Consider the following 16905-nt stretch of genomic DNA (forward strand, 5'->3'; position numbering starts at 1 on the left):
GGCACGTATGGGTTTCGAACCGCCGCAGCGTCTGGTGCGAGCGCTCGGCGAGACGTACGGGGACGCGGCCGCCGGCGAGTGGCTCGGGCGGCTCCCCGCTCTCACCGACGAAGCGCTGTCGGCGCACTCGGTCTCCCCCGACCGGGTGTGCGCCCCCGGCGGGCGCAGCAGCCTCGTCCTCCTGGTGCGCCGGACGGACGGCACACCGGCCGTGCTGAAGATCGCGCCTCCCGGGGCCGCTCCCGCGCTCGAGCGGGCGGCGCTCGCACACTGGAACGGCTGGGGTGCCGTCGAGCTCCTGGCCGCTCCGGGCAGCGCGGTGCCGGACGACAGCCTCCTGCTGGAACGGCTGCACCACGAGATGTCCCTGCGCTCCCTCCCCGAGGCGAAGGCGCTGCTGGAGGCCGCCGGCACGGTGCGGCGGCTGTGGGTCGAGCCGCCGGCCGGCCACGCCTTCGAGACCGTCGCGGAGCGGACCGCCCGGCAGACGGAGCCCATGCGGGCCGCCGCAGCGCGGGACCCGGCCCTCGAACCGCTCGTCGCGGCGGCCCTGGCCGCCCGCGACGAACTGGTCCAGGACTCCCCCGAACTCTTCCTGCTGCACGGCAACTTCCGGCAGAGCAAGGTCCTGTCGGGTGAGCGCGCCTCCTGGCTGGCGGTCGGGCCAGAGCCGCTGACCGGCGAGCGGGCGTACGACCTGGCACGTCTGGTGCGCGACCGGGTCGAGGACCTGATCGCCTCGCCGGGCGGTGCCGTCACGGCCCGGCGCCGGGTCAAGAAGCTCGCCGACTCGCTGGAGATCGACCAGGCGCGGCTGCGCGGCTGGACGCTGTTCCGGGCCGTCGAGTCCGGCACGCGGGCGCTGGCTGCGGGACGCAGGCAGGACGGCGAGCTGTCCCTGGAGTTCGCGGGCTGGCTGTAGCCACCCGCACGGAGAGGGCCCCGCGCGGTGTGCGCGCGGCCCTCTCCGCCGTTCGGTCGGTATCAGCCCTGGTCGGTCAGGCGGGCGATCGCCTCGTCGACGGTGAGCTCCTCGCGCTCGCCCGTGCGGCGGTCCTTCAGCTCCAGGACTCCCTCGGCCGAACGGCGGCCGGCGACAAGGATCTTCGGGACACCGATGAGCTCGGAGTCGGTGAACTTCACGCCCGGCGAGACGCCCGCGCGGTCGTCGACCAGGACGCGCAGGCCCGCGGCGTTGAGCTTCTCGGAGACGTCGAGGGCCAGCTCGGTCTGGAGCGCCTTGCCGGCGGCGACGACGTGCACGTCGGCCGGGGCGATCTCGCGGGGCCAGCACAGGCCCTTGTCGTCGGCGGTCTGCTCGGCGAGGGCGGCCACCGCGCGGGAGACGCCGATGCCGTACGAGCCCATCGTCACGCGGACGGGCTTGCCCTGCTGGCCGAGGACGTCGAGGGAGAAGATGTCGGCGTACTTGCGGCCCAGCTGGAAGATGTGGCCGATCTCGATGGCGCGGTCCACCTGGAGGCCGGCGCCGCAGTTGGGGCAGGGGTCGCCCGCCTCGACGACGACGACGTCGAGGTAGTCGTCGACCTCGAAGTCGCGGCCCGCGACGACGTTCTTCGCGTGCACGCCTTCCTTGTTGGCGCCCGTGATCCAGGCGGTGCCCGCGGCGATACGGGGGTCGGCGATGTAGCGGACCTTCTCCAGGCCCTGCGGGCCGACGTAGCCGCGCACCAGGTCGGGGCGGCCCACGAAGTCCTCGGCGGTGACGAGCTCGACGACGGCGGGGGCGAGGTGCTCGCCGAGCTTGCCGAGGTCGACCTCGCGGTCGCCGGGCACGCCCACGGCCACGATCTCGCCGTCGATCTTGACCAGGAGGTTCTTCAGGGTGGCGGAGGCCGGGACGCCCAGGTGGGCGGCGAGGGTCTCGATGGTCGGGGTGTCGGGGGTGTCCAGCTCCTCGACCGGCCCGGCCGCCGAGGCGTCGGAGGATGTGGCCTTGAAGGTCACGGCCTCGGTGTTGGCGGCGTAGTCGCAGTCGGGACAGTCGACGAAGGTGTCCTCACCGGCGGGCGCGGGGGCGAGGAACTCCTCGGAGGCGGAGCCGCCCATGGCGCCGGAGACGGCGGAGACGATGCGGTGGTCGAGACCGAGGCGCTCGAAGATCCGGATGTACGCGGCGCGGTGCAGCTGGTACGCCTCGGCCAGGCCCTCGTCGGTGGTGTCGAAGGAGTACGAGTCCTTCATCTGGAACTCTCGGCCGCGCAGCACACCGGCGCGGGGGCGGGCCTCGTCGCGGTACTTGGTCTGGATCTGGTAGAGGATCACGGGCAGGTCCTTGTAGGACGAGCACATGTCCTTGACGACCTGGGTGAAGATCTCCTCGTGGGTGGGTCCGAGGAGGTAGTCGGCGCCCTTGCGGTCCTTCAGCCGGAACAACAGGTCGCCGTACTCGTCGTACCGGCCGCTCGCCTCGTACGCCTCCTTGGGCAGCAGCGCGGGAAGCAGGACCTCCTGGCCGCCGATGGCGTCCATCTCCTCGCGGACGACGCGGGTGATGTTCTCCAGGACCTTCTTGCCGAGCGGCAGCCAGGACCAGATGCCGGCCGCGGTGCGGCGCACGTAACCGGCGCGGACGAGGAGCTTGTGGTTGAGCGTCTCGGCGTCCGCCGGGTCGTCGCGCAGTGTCTTGATCATCAATCGGGACATGCGCTGGACCTGGGCCATGATGAACTCCTGCTCGGAAGGGTGGTGAGCCCGAGGTTAGCCGGGGGGCCCGCGCGGGCGGAAATCGATTCCTCGGACCGACCGGCTCCGGTCGGTCTCAGCCGCGGCGCAGCGGCAGGGGCGCGCCCATCACCGCGTACGGCTTGGGCGCGCTCGGGAAGAGCACCTGTCGGGCCAGGTCCTGGTAGCCCAGTGCGCGGTAGAGGCCGCGGGCGGGGCTCTCGGTGTCGATCGCGGAGAGGATGGACCGGGGCAGGTCGACGGCGTCCGTGATGGTCGTGATGAGGCTGCGGCCGATGCCACGCTGCTGGAACGCCGGGTGGACGTGGAGTTCGGTGATCACGAACGAGTCGTCGAGCCAGCCCTCTGATCCGGTGGCGCGCAGATACGGTTCGACGACGCTCGACCACCAGTGCCTACGGTCGTTCGGCAGCCCGTAGACGAATCCGGCGAGCCGTCCGTCGGCGGTGGTGGCGCCGAGGGCGCGGGCCTGCGGGTGGTCGAGGTGCCGCAGCACGATATGGCGGCGTACGTCGATCTCGTCCTGGGAGAGGCCGAAGGCGAGGGCCTGCACGGCGAGGGCCTCGTCGACGCGGGCGGCGAGGTCGAGCGGTCCGACCACGATGTCGGGGGGCCCGGAGCCCCAGGGGGACGTGGGGGTTGCTGCTGCCATGCGGGAACCCTACTGGCCTCACCGTCCGGTCAGAACAGCACGCTCATGAACGCGCCCGTCTCGCGGAAGCCGACGCGGCGGTAGGCCCGGCGCGCGGCGGTGTTGTAGTCGTTCACGTACAGGCTGACGACCGGTGCCACGTCGCTGAGCGCGTAGCGCAGGACGGCCGCCATGCCGGTTTCGGAGAGCCCTCGGCCCCGGGCTTCGGGGGCGACCCAGACGCCCTGGATCTGGCAGGCGTGGGGGGTGGCCGCGCCGATCTCGGCCTTGAAGAGGACCTTGCCGTCCTCTATGCGCGCGAAGGACCGGCGGGTGGTGATCAGTTCGGCGACCCGCGCCTGGTAGAGGAGTCCGCCGTCACCGGCCAGCGGGGAGATGCCGACCTCCTCGGTGAACATGGCCACGCAGGCCGGCATGAGGACGTCCATCTCCTCCTTGCGGACTCTGCGCACGAGCGGGTCGGGCGTCACCTCGGCCGAGGGCCGCTCGGTCACCATGAGGGGCTGGTTGGGCCGGACCTCGCGGGCGGGGCCCCAGTTCGGTTCGAGGAGGCGCCACAGCTGGGCCGTGGGGCCGGCCGGGCCGACGATCGAGGAGCAGCGGCGGCCGGCCCGCCGGGCCCGGTCGGCGAAGGCCCTGATGGCCTCGGGGGTGGCGCAGATGGGCACGAGGTTGGCCCCGGAGTAGCAGAGCGAACGCAGCCGGCCGTCGGCGTACCAGCCCCACATCTCGCCGCCGAGGCGCCAGGGATCGAGTCCGGCGACCTGCACGCGGGAGGTGACGAACGCGTTGTCCACGGGTTCGCTCTCGAGGATGGCGAGCGCGGCGGGGAGCTCGCCGGGGTCGAGGACCCGGGTAGTGGTCTGCGTCAACACTGGGGCCTCACCAAACGGTCTGCTGATGTCCGCACTGTACCCAACAAGGCTGTGGGGTGCCGCCCCGGAGGGAACAGCCGGTGGGCGGGGGACACGGCTGTGCCCCGCAGGGCACGGCCTGCGGGGCACGGCGGGGCGGGAGGTCAGCCGGCGATGGAGACCTGGGGCTCGCCCGAGGCGATGCCGTCCTTCTCCATCTGCTCCGCGATCTTCATGGCTTCCTCGATGAGGGTCTCCACGATCTTCGACTCCGGGACGGTCTTGATGACCTCACCCTTCACGAAGATCTGTCCCTTGCCGTTGCCGGACGCCACGCCCAGGTCGGCCTCACGGGCCTCACCCGGTCCGTTCACGACACAGCCCATGACGGCGACCCGCAGCGGGACCTCCATGCCCTCCAGGCCCGCGCTCACCTGGTCGGCCAGCTTGTACACGTCCACCTGCGCACGGCCGCACGACGGGCACGACACGATCTCCAGCCGCCGCTGCTTCAGATTCAGCGCTTCGAGAATCTGCAGCCCGACCTTGACCTCTTCCGCCGGAGGCGCGGACAGCGACACCCGGATCGTGTCCCCGATCCCCTCGGAGAGCAGCGCACCGAACGCCACGGCGGACTTGATCGTCCCCTGGAACGCCGGGCCCGCCTCCGTCACACCCAGGTGCAGCGGGTAGTCGCTCTGTGCCGCCAGCTGACGGTAGGCGTTCACCATGACGACCGGGTCGTTGTGCTTGACCGAGATCTTGATGTCCCGGAAGCCGTGCTCCTCGAACAGCGACGCCTCCCACAGCGCCGACTCCACCAGGGCCTCGGGCGTCGCCTTGCCGTACTTCTTCAGCAGTCGCGCGTCCAGCGAACCCGCGTTCACCCCGATGCGGATCGGTGTGCCCGCGTCCCCCGCCGCCTTCGCGATCTCCTTGACCTTGTCGTCGAACTGCTTGATGTTGCCCGGGTTCACCCGGACCGCCGCGCAGCCCGCGTCGATCGCCGCGAAGACGTACTTCGGCTGGAAGTGGATGTCCGCGATCACGGGGATCTGCGACTTCCTCGCGATCGTCGACAACGCGTCGGCGTCGTCCTGCGTCGGACACGCCACCCGCACGATCTGGCAGCCCGACGCGGTCAGCTCCGCGATCTGCTGCAGCGTCGCGCCGATGTCCGACGTACGTGTCGTCGTCATCGACTGCACCGACACCGGCGCGTCCCCACCGACCGCCACCGACCCGACCTGGATCTGGCGGCTGACCCGTCGGTCGGCGAGCTTGGTCGGAACGGCCGGCATTCCGAGAGAAATCGCAGTCATGCGCTGAGCATCCCCAAGGTGTGGATCAGTGTGGATCGAGGTCCCGAGAACGGCGGGCTCCGGGCTCCGAGGTTACGGCACCGGAGGGGAACGGGGCGCACCCCTGTTCGTCGAACCGCCGGATGGGTGGCGGCCGGACACCATCTGTGTGGCCGGCCGCCACCCGTAGGACATGTGTGGCAGGTGAGACGTCAGGTGATCTTCACGGGGTTCACGATGTCGGCGACCAGCACCAGCAGCGTGAAGCAGATGAAGATCCCCGCGACGACGTAGGCGACCGGCATGAGCTTCGCCACGTCGAACGGGCCGGGGTCGGGGCGCTTGAAGACCTTGGCCACGTTGCGGCGCAGGGCCTCCCAGAGCGCACCCGCGATGTGCCCGCCGTCCAGCGGGAGCAGGGGCAGCATGTTGAACAGGAACAGCGAGAGGTTGAAGCCTGCGAGCAGGAACAGCATCATCGCGACCTGGTTCTGGGCCGGGATGTCGAGGTTCATCACCTCGCCGCCGATCCGGGCCGCGCCGACCACGCCCACCGGTGAGTCGTCGGCTCGCTCGCCGTCACTGAACGCCGCGTTCCACAGGTCGGGAATCTTGGTGGGCAGGGCGATGATCGAATCGACGCCGTTCTCGATCATGTCGCCCATGCGGACGACCGAGTCGCCGAAGGAGAGCGGCAGGATCTCCGTCCTGGCGGCGAAGCCGAGGTACCCGGCGCTGATGTACTGGTCGGGGACGACCTCGCCGTCGGCGTCCTTCTTGGCGACGGCGTTCTTCTTCAGTACGGCGCTGAGGGTGTGCTCCTGACCGTCGCGCCGCACGGTGACGGTGGCGGGGCCGATGGTCTGCCGGATCTTGTCCGAGAGGGTGGCCCAGTCGTCGATCTTCTGGCCGTTGAAGGCGACGATCGTGTCACCCTCCTCGAGGCCGGCGGCCTTGGCCGGCGAGACCGGGTCCGAGGCCTTGCAGGTGTCGCGGTTCTCACTCTGCGCGATCACGCACTGCTGGACGCCCGCGACTTCGGTGGTCTGTGTCTGGAAGCCGAAGGTCATGGCCACGCCCATGAAGATCGCGACGGCCAGCACCAGGTTCATGAAGGGACCGGCGAACATCACGATCACGCGCTTCCACGGCTTGCGCGTGTAGAAGAGGCGCGTTTCGTCGCCCGGCTCGAGCTCCTCGAAGGCGGCGGACCTGGCGTCCTCGATCATGCCGCGCCACGGTGAGGTGGAGCGTGCCTCGATCCGGCCGTCGGGCCCCGGGGGGAACATGCCGATCATGCGGATGTAGCCGCCCGCCGGGATGGCCTTGATTCCGTACTCGGTGTCGCCCTTCTTGCGCGACCAGATCGTCGGGCCGAAGCCGACCATGTACTGCGGCACCCTGATGCCGAAGAGCTTGGCCGTCGAGAGGTGGCCCAGTTCGTGCCAGGCGATCGAGAACAGCAGACCCACGGCGAAGATGGCGATCCCGAGGATCGTCATCAAGATCGTCGTCATGCTCATGCGTGCGCCTCCGCTGTCGCTTCCGTCGAGAGTTCGCGTGCCCTGGACCGGGCCCAGGTCTCCGCTTCGAGGACGTCCGCGACCGTCAGTGACGTTCCCGTGGAGGGGGTGCCGTGTTCGGCGACCACCGCAGTGACCGTATCCATGATTCCGTTGAAGGGCAGCCGTCCCGCCAGGAAGGCGTCCACGCACTCCTCGTTGGCGGCGTTGAACACCGCGGGGGCGGTGCCGCCCAGGGTGCCCACGTGCCGGGCGAGCCCGACGGACGGGAAGGCCTCGGTGTCGAGCGGGAAGAACTCCCAGCTGGAGGCCGTCGTCCAGTCGAATGTGGGCGCCGCGTCCGGGATTCGCTCGGGCCAGCCGAGGCCGATCGCGATGGGGCCCCGCATGTCGGGCGGGGTCGCCTGGGCGAGGGTGGAGCCGTCGGTGAACTCCACCATCGAGTGAACGTAGGACTGGGGGTGGACCACGACCTCGATCCGGTCGAACGGGATGTCGTAGAGCAGATGCGCCTCGATGACCTCCAGCCCCTTGTTGACCAGGGTCGCGGAGTTGACCGTGATGACCGGGCCCATGGCCCAGGTCGGGTGCGCCAGGGCCTGCTCCCGGGTCACGTCGGCGAGTTCACCGCGCGTACGCCCTCGGAACGGGCCGCCGGACGCGGTCACGACGAGCTTGCGGACGTCGGCGCGCTTCCCCGCGGCGATCGCCTGGAAGAGCGCGGCGTGCTCGGAGTCGACGGGGATGATCTGGCCGGGGGCGGCGAGCGCCTTCACCAGCGGGCCGCCGACGATCAGCGACTCCTTGTTGGCCAGGGCGAGGGTGCGGCCCGCCTTCAGCGCGGCGAGTGTGGGGGCGAGTCCGATCGAGCCGGTGATCCCGTTCAGCACGGTGTGGCAGTCGCTCGCGGCGAGTTCCGTGGCGGCGTCCGGACCGGCCAGGATCTCCGGGAGCGGCTCTCCCGCCCCGTAGGCGTCACGCAGGGCCTCGCGGAGTGCCGGCACCTTGTCCGCGTCGGCCACCGCGACCGTACGCACCCGCAGCTGCCGCGCCTGCTCGGCGAGGAGCTGGACCCTGCCGCCGGCGGCGGAGAGCGCGGTGACGCGGAAGCGGCCGGGGTTGCGCAGGACCAGGTCGATGGCCTGGGTACCGATGGACCCGGTGGAGCCGAGGATCACCAGATCCCGGCGGCCTTCCGTCGCGTCGAAGACGAGATGCGGATCGGCGAGGGGTGCAGGGCTGTCGCTCATGCCCCCCATTGTTGCCGCATCAGCTGTGCGCGCCGACAGGGCGTCCCCGTCAGCGCGTACCTCAGGCCTGCCCGGCACGGAATTTCCTCCACTGGGCAGCCATGACGTCCTCCGGGACCCCGCCGATGTCCTCGGTGCCCAGGATCTCGCCGCGGAAGGCGAGGGTGATGGAGCCGGACCGCAGGACGGTGAGGTACTCGTACAGCTTCAGCTTGCCCTTCACGTCGAGCACGGTGAAGCGGTAGGCCTTCGCCCCGTCGGCCTCGTCCGCGAAGGCGGGCAGCGCGGCGGGTTCGGCCTTCTCGTACGTCGCGCGCGCGATCGCCCGCTCCTCGGTCAGACCGCCGGCACACTCCCGGCCCGCCGCGTCGAGCGACTGCATGACCTTCTCCGCCTCGCCGTTGCCGTACGAGCGCAGGGTCACGTCGACGGTGACGCCGAGCATCTCCTCCGGCTTCTCGGCCTTGCGGTGCACCTGGGCGACGGGCTCGTAGTCGCTGACGTCCCCGGCGAGGCTGACGAATGGCTGGCAGACGGCGGGGTCGGCGGTGTAGGCGTCCCCGAGCGGCCCTTCCAGGTCGTACGCGGACACGGTGAGGCCACCGGCCCGCTCCCCGTCGGCCAGGGCGACGGCCGTGAGCTGCGCCTCGGTGAGCACGCCGCCAGTGGCTGCCGGGCGTGAGGGGGTGGGGCTCTGCGCGGCCCCGCCCTTGCCGCCGCCGTCGTCGTCGCTGCCGCATCCGGCCAGGCACACGAGGGTCGCCACCGCGCATCCCGCCGCCACGGCGCCCCGCCGACCGCCCGCCCTGTACACCCCGAACATCCCTGCCCCTGCCTTTCGTTGGCGCGCCGGGACCCGTGTCCTGATCGCGGCCGAGGCTCGATTGTGCGGCATCAGGGGGTCAGGAAGGCGCGTCGACGCCGAATTTCTCCGCCAGTCGCCGCATGTCCGCCACATCACGCTCGGCAGGTTCGTAGCCCTGGTGGAACAGCGCCTGCTGCTCGGCGGAGATGCAGGGCACGGTGATCCCCCCGATGGTGCCCGTGACGAAGCAGGCGGCCGGGTAGCGGAAGGGCTCCTCGGGGTCGAGTGAGGACTGGACGGCCGACCCGTCAGCGGCGAACTCCAGCGGGTGCAGGTCGATTTCGAGACCGGAGGGATGGCTGAGCACGAAGCGGGCGGGACGCCAGTCCAGCGTCTCGGTGTATCCGGCCGACTCCAGGGCGGCCACGACCGCCTGCTCCTGCTCACGGATGTGCAGGAGGTCGAGATCGCGGTGCTCGCGGGTCTCCTCGCCGAGCAGGGCGTCGACGCCCCAGCCTCCGGCGATCACCACGTCGGCGCCGGCTTCGCGCAGCAGGGCGAGAACGGACAGGGCGTCCTTCCGGGACATCATGAGGGCGACCGTAGTCCGCCAAGCACCGGAGCGGGCGGTCGTTCACTGCCGTGTCGAGGTCCTCGCCACGAAGTCCGCGAACGCCTCGTGGAACCGGGGGAACGTCTTCCGAACGCAGCCGGGGTCGTCGTAGCTCATGCCGGGCGTGCGCAGCCCGGTGACGGCGAACGACATCACGATGCGGTGGTCGCCGTGGGTGACGATCTCGGTGGGGCGCGGGGTGCCGGGGTGGATCGCGATCCAGTCGGGCCCGGTGTGCACGGTGATTCCCATGTTCCGCAGGTTCTCCGCGCAGGCCTCCAGCCGGTCGCACTCCTTCACCCGGGTGTTGGCGACGTCCTCGATCCGTACCGGCGCGGTGGCGAACGGCGCGATCGCGGCGAGCGTGGGCATCGTGTCGGAGATGTCGCGCATGTTGACCGTCAGGCCGGAGAGCCGGCCGGAGGACCGTACGGTCGTGGAGTCCGCCGTCGTACGGACGTCGGCGCCCATCCGGCGCAGCACGTCGGTGAAGCGCAGGTCGCCCTGGAGCGCGCCCGCGCCGAGGCCGGGGACGGTGACCTCATGGCCGGTGAGCGCCGCCGCGGCGAAGAAGTAGCTCGCGGTGGACGCGTCGGGCTCCACGGCGTACGTGGTGGCGCGGTAGCCGCCGGGAGGGACGGTGAAGGTGTTCCCCTCCCGGAGGACCTCCACTCCGAAACTGCGCATCATCGCGAGGGTGATCTCGATGTACGGCGCCGAGACGAGTTCCGTGACGTCGATCCGGAGGCCTTCGGCGGTGAGCGGGCCGAGCATCAGCAGGGCGGTGAGGTACTGGGACGACTCCCCCGCGTCGAGGGTGAGTTCGCCGCCCTTGACGCCCGACGCCTCGATGGTGAGCGGGTGGTGGCCCTCGGCTGCTTCGTGACGCAGGTCGACGCCGAGGGCCCGCAGGGCCTCGGTGAGCGGGGCGAGGGGGCGGCGGCGCATCTGTGCGGAGGCGTCGAAGCGGTAGGTGCCGGAGGCCGCCGCGGCGGCGAGGGTCGGCAGGAAGCGCGCGGTGGTGGCCCCGTCGCGGCAGTGGACCTCGGCGTCCGTGGCGGCGGGCCCCGAGGGACGCCCCTCGATGTGCCATCGGTCCGGCTCGCGGCTGACCCCGTATCCGAGACGGGTCAGTCCCTCGGTGAACCCCTCGGTGTCGTCCGAGTGGAGGGGGCGCAGGAGGGTGGTGGTGCCCTCCGCCGCCGCGGCCAGGAACAGGGCGCGGGCGGTGACGGACTTGGAGCCGGGGATGTCGATGACGGTCACGGGCGCCCATTTTGCCCTGCGCCCGGCGTGCCCGTGGGGCGCGTCCAGGCAGTGGACGCGCCCCACGGGGTACCGGATTCAGCGGACGGTGCGGTGGACGTCGTCCCCGGTGGCCGGGCCGGGGGTGGCGTCGGCGATCCAGGGGCCGTCGCCGCTGGGGTCGATGACGCCCTCCTCCAGCCAGGTGTAGGTCCCGGAGAGGACTCCGTCGACGACGCGCTTGTCGATGTCGTCGGTGTTGGACCAGAGCCGGTTGAAGAGCTCCTCCACCCGGATACGGGACTGCCGGCAGAACACGTCGGCGAGCTGGTACGCCTCGCGGCCGTGGTCGTCGTCGGCACGCAGGTGCTCGGCCCGGACGCAGGCGGCGCTCATCGCGAAGAGTTCGGCGCCGATGTCGACGATCCGGCCGAGGAATCCCTGCTTGGTCTCCATGCGGCCCTGCCAGCGGGACATCGCGTAGAAGGTGGAGCGGGCCAACTTGCGGGACGACCGCTCGACGTACCGCAGGTGCGTGGAGACGTCGGGGTGTCCGGGGACGCGGAACTCGCCGTAGGCGTTGGGCAGCTGACCGGGTCCGCTGACCAGCTTGGGGAGCCAGCGTGCGTAGAACCCGGCGGCGTTGGCGCCTGCCCTCGCCTTGTCGGAGAGCGGCTTGTCGGGGTCGATGATGTCTCCGGCGACCTTGAGATGGGCGTCGACGGCCTCGCGGGCGATCAGCAGGTGCATGATCTCCGTGGAGCCCTCGAAGATCCGGTTGATCCGCATGTCGCGGAGCATCTGCTCGGCGGGGACGGCGCGTTCACCGCGGGCCGCGAGCGAGGCGGCGGTCTCGAAGCCGCGTCCGCCACGGATCTGGACGAGTTCGTCGGAGATCAGCCAGCCCATCTCGGAGCCGTACAGCTTGGCGAGCGCGGCCTCGATGCGGATGTCGTTGCGGCTCTCGTCGGCCATCTGCGAGGAGAGGTCCACGACCGCTTCGAGGGCGAAGGTGGTGGCGGCGATGAAGGAGATCTTCGCCCCGACCGCCTCGTGCCGGGCGACCGCCCTGCCCCACTGCTCACGGACCGCCGACCACTCACGGGCGATCTTCAGGGACCACTTGCCGACGCCGACGCACATGGCGGGCAGCGAGAGGCGGCCGGTGTTGAGTGTGGTGAGGGCGATCTTGAGGCCGGCGCCCTCGGGGCCGATCCGGTTCGCCGCGGGGACCCGGACCTGGTGGAAGCGGGTGACGCCGTTCTCGATGCCGCGCAGGCCCATGAAGGCGTTGCGGTGCTCCACGGTGATGCCCGGGGAGTCGGCCTCGACGACGAAGGCGGTGATGCCGCCCTTGTGGTCCTCGGACTCGGGGACCCGGGCCATGACGACGAGCAGGTCGGCGACGACGCCGTTGGTCGTCCAGAGCTTCACGCCGTCCAGGACGTAGTCGACCCCGTCGGGCACGGCCGTGGTCGCGAGCCGCGCCGGGTCGGAGCCGACGTCGGGTTCGGTGAGCAGGAAGGCGGAGATGTCCGTCCGCGCGAGGCGCGGCAGGAAGGCGTCCTTCTGCTCCTGTGTGCCGAACATCTTCAGCGGCTGCGGTACGCCGATGGACTGGTGGGCGGAGAGCAGCGCGCCGATCGAGGGACTCGCCGAACCGGCCAGCGCGAGAGCCTTGTTGTAGTAGACCTGCGTCAGCCCCAGTCCGCCGTACTTGGTCTCGATCTTCATGCCGAGGGCGCCGAGCTCCTTGAGGCCGTTGATCACCTCGTCGGGGATCCTGGCCTCGCGCTCGATGAGGGCGCCGTCGACCTGGGCCTCGCAGAACTCGCGCAGCCGGGCGAGGAAGGCCTCGCCGCGCCGTACGTCGTCCGGGGCCGGCAGGGGGTGGGGGTGGATCAGGTCCAGGCGGAAGCGGCCGAGGAAGAGTTCCTTGGCGAAACTCGGCTTGCGCCAGTCCTGCTCACGGGCGGCCTCAGCCACCTGCCGCGCTTCGCGCTCGGTGACTTTGGGGGCCTGGGGAATGTCGGATGGGGCGGACATGAGGAGCTCACCTCGCCGCGAGTCGGGGTAGGGGTCTGGCCGTACGCGTGCCGATCGGTACCACTTGTCCGTATCTACCCGATCCGCGCCGACCCCACCACCCCTGCGACGGGCCCCGGCGGCGTACGGGAGCGGCCGGAGCCCTCGCGCGGTGGAACCCTCCGCGCGAACCGTCCGGGCACGAGGCGAGCTGCCCGCTCCGCCGGTCGGGCGACCTCCGTCTCCCCACGCGCCGGCAGGTCCGGGCTGTGGCCGGAGCGGCCCACCGGCACGGCGTGCGGCCGTGCCGGTGGCCGACAGCCCGGCCTCAGTCGAAGACGTAGGTGGTGCCGAGGACCGCCGCGTGCTCCAGCACGTCCTCCAGAGGGTCGTCGATCTGCCCGGTCTGGATGAGGGCGAAATGGGGCGCGTTGTGCGCGTCGGTGTGCGTCTCGTCGGCGTGTGCCGCCCCGGCGGACAGCCCCGCGGCCATCAGAGCGGCACCGAACCCGAGGGAGCCTCGGAGCAGTGCACGCGTCCGGTATGACTTCACTTAGTGACCTCGTCTTCTTCTCATCGGATGTGTCCACCCGTTAATAGCCCTAACCACTGAACGGGCCTGAGGTCACGCAAGATCATCCGCACAGGGCGGGCCTGCTGCCCGTCTGCCCCCCCGAAAGGTCCGTCCCGCACGGACGCGAGCGGCCGAAGCCCCGCAGCGGGCTCCGGCCGTTCGTCGCGGAAGTCCGGGCTACAGGGCCAGGCCGGTGAGCACCAGCACCCGCTCGTAGGTGTAGTCGTCCATGGCGTAGCGGACGCCCTCGCGGCCCACTCCGGACTGCTTGGCGCCGCCGTACGGCATCTGGTCGGCGCGGTAGGAGGGGACGTCGCCGATGATCACGCCTCCCACCTCCAGGGCGCGGTGGGCGCGGAAGGCGGTCTGCAGGTCGTGGGTGAAGACGCCCGCCTGCAGTCCGTACTTGGAGGAGTTGACGGCGGCGAAGGCCTCGGCCTCGCCCTCGGTCTTCTCGACGTACAGGACCGGGCCGAAGACCTCTTCGCCGGCGATCGTCGTGGTGTCCGGAAGGTCGGTGAGGACCGTCGGGGCGTAGGTCGCGCCGTCGCGCTTGCCGCCGGTCAGCAGCGTGGCGCCGGCGGAGACGGCCTCGTCGACCCAGGACTCGACCCGGCGGGCGGCGTCCTCGCTGACCAGCGGGCCGACGTCGGTCGCCGGGTCGGAGGGGTCTCCGGTCACCAGGGCCTCGACCGCCGCGACGATCTTCGGGACGAGCCGGTCGTACACCGAGGTGTCCGCGATGACACGCTGCACCGAGATGCAGGACTGGCCGCCCTGGTAGTTGGAGAAGGTCGCGATGCGGGTCGCGGCCCGATCCAGGTCCTCCTCGGAGGACCAGTCCCCGAGGACGACGGCCGCGCCGTTGCCGCCGAGTTCCAGGGTGCAGTGCTTGCGCGGAACCGACTCCATGATCGAGTAACCGACCGGGCCGGATCCGGTGAAGGAGATCACCGGGAGCCGCTCGTCCTGGACCAGGGCGGGCATCCGGTCGTTGGGCACGGTCAGCACGGACCAGGACCCTGCCGGGAGGTCCGTCTCGGCCAGCAGCTCGCCCAGGATCAGGGACGAGATCGGGGTGGCCGGCGCCGGCTTCAGGATGATCGGCGCACCGACGGCGATGGCCGGGGCGACCTTGTGGGCGCTCAGGTTGAGCGGGAAGTTGAAGGGCGCGATGCCGAGGACGGGGCCGCGCGGGAAGCGCCGGGTCAGGCCGAGGCGGCCGGTGCCGCCGGCGTCCGTGTCCAGCCGCTGGGCGTCGCCGCCGTTGAAACGGCGGGCCTCCTCGGCGGCGAAACGGAAGACGGAGACGGCGCGGCCGACCTCGCCTCGGGCCCACTTGATGGGCTTGCCGTTCTCGGCGGAGATCAGCTGGGCGATCTCCTCGGTGCGCTCGGTGAGGCGGCGTACGACGTGGTCGAGGGCGGCGGCCCGTACGTGCGCCGGAGTCGCGGCGAACTCCTCGCGCACGGCGTACGCGGCGGAGACGGCCTCCTCGACCTGGGCGTCGGTCGGCACGGCGACCGTGCCGACGAGACGGCCGTCCCAGGGGTTGGTGACGTCGAAGCTGTCCTCGCCGGTGGCCTGGCGGCCGGCCAGCCAGAAGGCGTGGGTGGAAGTCATGGCGGTTCCGGCCCTTCGGGGGTGGTGGACGACGATCGCCGGGCGCCGCACGGGCGCCCTTCGGCCCCACCGTAGGACGACCCGGCGCGGATGTGGCTTGTCCGCCGTGGAGTGCGGCGGAGGGCCGGTACGCCGGTTTGTCGTAGCGGACGGAGCTACTGCGTCCCCGAGGAGGCCGCCGTCGCCTTGAGGGCCAGCCACAGCTCCATCCGGACGTCCGGGTCGTCCAGCGAGCGGCCCAGGATCTCCTCGACCCGGCGCATCCGGTAGCGCAGGGTGTGGCGGTGGACGCCCAGGTCGGCGGCGGCGGCGTCCCACTGGCCGTGCCGGGAGAGCCAGGCGCGCAGGGAGGCGGCCAGATCACCGCGGCTCTTCGCGTCGTGTTCCCGCAGCGGCCGCAGCATCCCGTCGGCGAAGGCCCGGACGGCGTCGTCGGCGAGGAGCGGCAGGACGGAGCCGGCCGCGAGTTCCTCGTGCTCGACCAGGGTCCTGCCCCGGCGTCGGGCCACCGAGAGGGCCTGTTCGGCCTGCTTGTACGCGGCGGAGACGGCGATCGGCCCGGAGGGGGCGGACATGCCGACGACCGCCTCGGCGTCATCGGCACCCGGCTCGCGCGCGGGGCGGTCGTCCACGGCCCGGGCATGCGCCGCGCAGGCCTCGACCGCCGCGCCGCCGTCCACGGCCAGCACCACGAGGCGTTCGCCCTCGGGCACCATCAGCAGGGCCTCGCCGGACCGGGAGGCGGCGGCCTCCATCGCCTCCGCGAGCAGCTCCGTCCCGGGCGGGGCCGGTGCCTCGGCGATCAGCAGCCGGAAGGGGGCGTCGAGCAACCCGCCGTACAGGTCCCCCGCGACGGCCCGGGCGTGGTCGGACTCCCCCGCCAGCAGCATGCGCAGGATCGCCGCGCCCAGGCGTTGCTCCGCGCCCTGGAGCGCACGGGAACGGGCCGTGGTCAGGGTCAGCAGGGCGACCGCGGAGTGCACCGCGTAGCGCTCGGCCGTGCCGAGCGCCGCCCCTGTGCCGACGGCCAGCGCACCGCGGTTCCTGCGGCCGGCGCCCAGGGACTGGAGTTCGACCCGGTCGTCGCCGTCGCTGTCGCCGACGACCGCGCTGGCCGGGGCGGGGCGGTCCCGCAGCCGCTCCACCTCGGGGGTGAGCCGGGCGGCGCGGCGGGCGGCCCAGTCGGGCGCCGCGGCGACGACGGCGCCCGCGGAGTCGTACAGCGCGGCCCATCCGTCGACGTGTGCGGCGAGGCGGGTGAGCAGCTCCGCGGGGCCGTCGCCGGCGACGGCGGCCCGGGTCAGTTCCCGCTGGGCCTCGAAGCCGGCCGTGACCGAGCGGTACTGGTCCGCGGCGATCGCCGCGGACACCGCCTTGCTGATGGCGAGGAACGGCGTGCGCCGGGGCACTTCCAGGAGCGGAAGCCCCGCTTCCTCCGCGGCGTCCACCAGGGCTGGGGGAATCTCGTCGTAGGTGACACCGACCCCGAAGCCGATCCCGGCGACTCCGGCGCCGACGAGCCGCTGTACGTACCGGCGCATCGTCCCGGGGTCCCGGGCGTCGAGGTTGGTCGCGGTGACGAGGAGCAGCTCACCGCCGTCCATGTACGGGACCGGGTCGGCGAGCTCGCTGGCATGCGCCCACCGCACCGGTGTGCCGAGCCGGTCGGCGCCCGCCCGGACGGTGAGCTTGAGTGCCGAGTGCTGGACGAGCGAGGCGAGAGTGGGAGGCATG

At 71.7% G+C, this 16905-nt stretch carries 14 protein-coding genes; 1 reads left to right on the top strand and 13 read right to left on the bottom strand.

Going from position 1 to position 16905, the window contains the following annotated elements:
* The first annotated feature begins 7 nt into the window (after positions 1–7).
* Positions 8–922, top strand: coding sequence for an aminoglycoside phosphotransferase family protein (locus ACFYQ5_RS33235; RefSeq protein WP_389203037.1), 915 nt, complete (start codon positions 8–10; stop codon positions 920–922).
* 62 nt (positions 923–984) lie between these two features.
* Here ACFYQ5_RS33235 and ACFYQ5_RS33240 read toward each other — a convergent pair whose 3' ends face one another.
* The 13 genes from ACFYQ5_RS33240 to ACFYQ5_RS33300 all read right to left on the bottom strand — a co-directional run bounded on the left by ACFYQ5_RS33240 (position 985) and on the right by ACFYQ5_RS33300 (position 16904).
* Positions 985–2685 carry a proline--tRNA ligase gene (locus tag ACFYQ5_RS33240; RefSeq protein WP_389203039.1) on the bottom strand — a complete coding sequence of 567 codons (1701 nt, stop codon included), beginning with the start codon at positions 2683–2685 and terminating at the stop codon, positions 985–987.
* Positions 2686–2782: 97 nt separating this feature from the next.
* The gene (locus ACFYQ5_RS33245) at positions 2783–3358 is read right to left on the bottom strand and encodes a GNAT family N-acetyltransferase (protein WP_389203040.1); all 576 of its coding nucleotides are present in this window, start codon (positions 3356–3358) and stop codon (positions 2783–2785) included.
* Between the two features lie 29 nt (positions 3359–3387).
* The gene (locus tag ACFYQ5_RS33250) at positions 3388–4233 is read right to left on the bottom strand and encodes a GNAT family N-acetyltransferase (RefSeq protein ID WP_389203042.1); all 846 of its coding nucleotides are present in this window, start codon (positions 4231–4233) and stop codon (positions 3388–3390) included.
* Positions 4234–4376: 143 nt separating this feature from the next.
* The gene (ispG, locus tag ACFYQ5_RS33255) at positions 4377–5534 is read right to left on the bottom strand and encodes a flavodoxin-dependent (E)-4-hydroxy-3-methylbut-2-enyl-diphosphate synthase (RefSeq protein WP_384501010.1); all 1158 of its coding nucleotides are present in this window, start codon (positions 5532–5534) and stop codon (positions 4377–4379) included.
* Between the two features lie 191 nt (positions 5535–5725).
* Positions 5726–7036 carry a M50 family metallopeptidase gene (locus ACFYQ5_RS33260; protein WP_389203044.1) on the bottom strand — a complete coding sequence of 437 codons (1311 nt, stop codon included), beginning with the start codon at positions 7034–7036 and terminating at the stop codon, positions 5726–5728.
* Positions 7033–8295 carry a 1-deoxy-D-xylulose-5-phosphate reductoisomerase gene (gene dxr / locus ACFYQ5_RS33265; protein WP_389203084.1) on the bottom strand — a complete coding sequence of 421 codons (1263 nt, stop codon included), beginning with the start codon at positions 8293–8295 and terminating at the stop codon, positions 7033–7035. The genes ACFYQ5_RS33260 and dxr overlap by 4 nt, the downstream gene beginning before the upstream one ends.
* Positions 8296–8347: 52 nt before the next feature.
* Positions 8348–9052 carry a hypothetical protein gene (locus ACFYQ5_RS33270; protein ID WP_389203045.1) on the bottom strand — a complete coding sequence of 235 codons (705 nt, stop codon included), beginning with the start codon at positions 9050–9052 and terminating at the stop codon, positions 8348–8350.
* Positions 9053–9188: 136 nt separating this feature from the next.
* Positions 9189–9683, bottom strand: a complete 495-nt coding sequence (locus ACFYQ5_RS33275) for a nucleotidyltransferase domain-containing protein (protein WP_389203046.1) — start codon at positions 9681–9683, stop codon at positions 9189–9191.
* Between the two features lie 42 nt (positions 9684–9725).
* Positions 9726–10970 carry a 3-phosphoshikimate 1-carboxyvinyltransferase gene (gene aroA / locus ACFYQ5_RS33280; protein WP_389203048.1) on the bottom strand — a complete coding sequence of 415 codons (1245 nt, stop codon included), beginning with the start codon at positions 10968–10970 and terminating at the stop codon, positions 9726–9728.
* Between the two features lie 78 nt (positions 10971–11048).
* Positions 11049–12995 carry an acyl-CoA dehydrogenase family protein gene (locus ACFYQ5_RS33285; protein ID WP_389203050.1) on the bottom strand — a complete coding sequence of 649 codons (1947 nt, stop codon included), beginning with the start codon at positions 12993–12995 and terminating at the stop codon, positions 11049–11051.
* A 307-nt stretch (positions 12996–13302) separates the two neighbouring features.
* Complete coding sequence (locus tag ACFYQ5_RS33290; RefSeq protein ID WP_389203090.1) at positions 13303–13527, bottom strand: hypothetical protein; 225 nt, start codon at positions 13525–13527, stop codon at positions 13303–13305.
* Positions 13528–13725: 198 nt separating this feature from the next.
* Positions 13726–15171 (bottom strand): aldehyde dehydrogenase family protein, encoded by a 1446-nt coding sequence (locus ACFYQ5_RS33295; protein ID WP_389203051.1) that lies wholly within the window; start codon positions 15169–15171, stop codon positions 13726–13728.
* Positions 15172–15326: 155 nt separating this feature from the next.
* The gene (locus ACFYQ5_RS33300) at positions 15327–16904 is read right to left on the bottom strand and encodes a PucR family transcriptional regulator (RefSeq protein WP_389203053.1); all 1578 of its coding nucleotides are present in this window, start codon (positions 16902–16904) and stop codon (positions 15327–15329) included.
* Position 16905: the final 1 nt, after the last annotated feature.

Origin of the sequence: Streptomyces sp. NPDC005794 (assembly GCF_042871445.1) — a bacterium.
GTDB lineage: Bacteria > Actinomycetota > Actinomycetes > Streptomycetales > Streptomycetaceae > Streptomyces.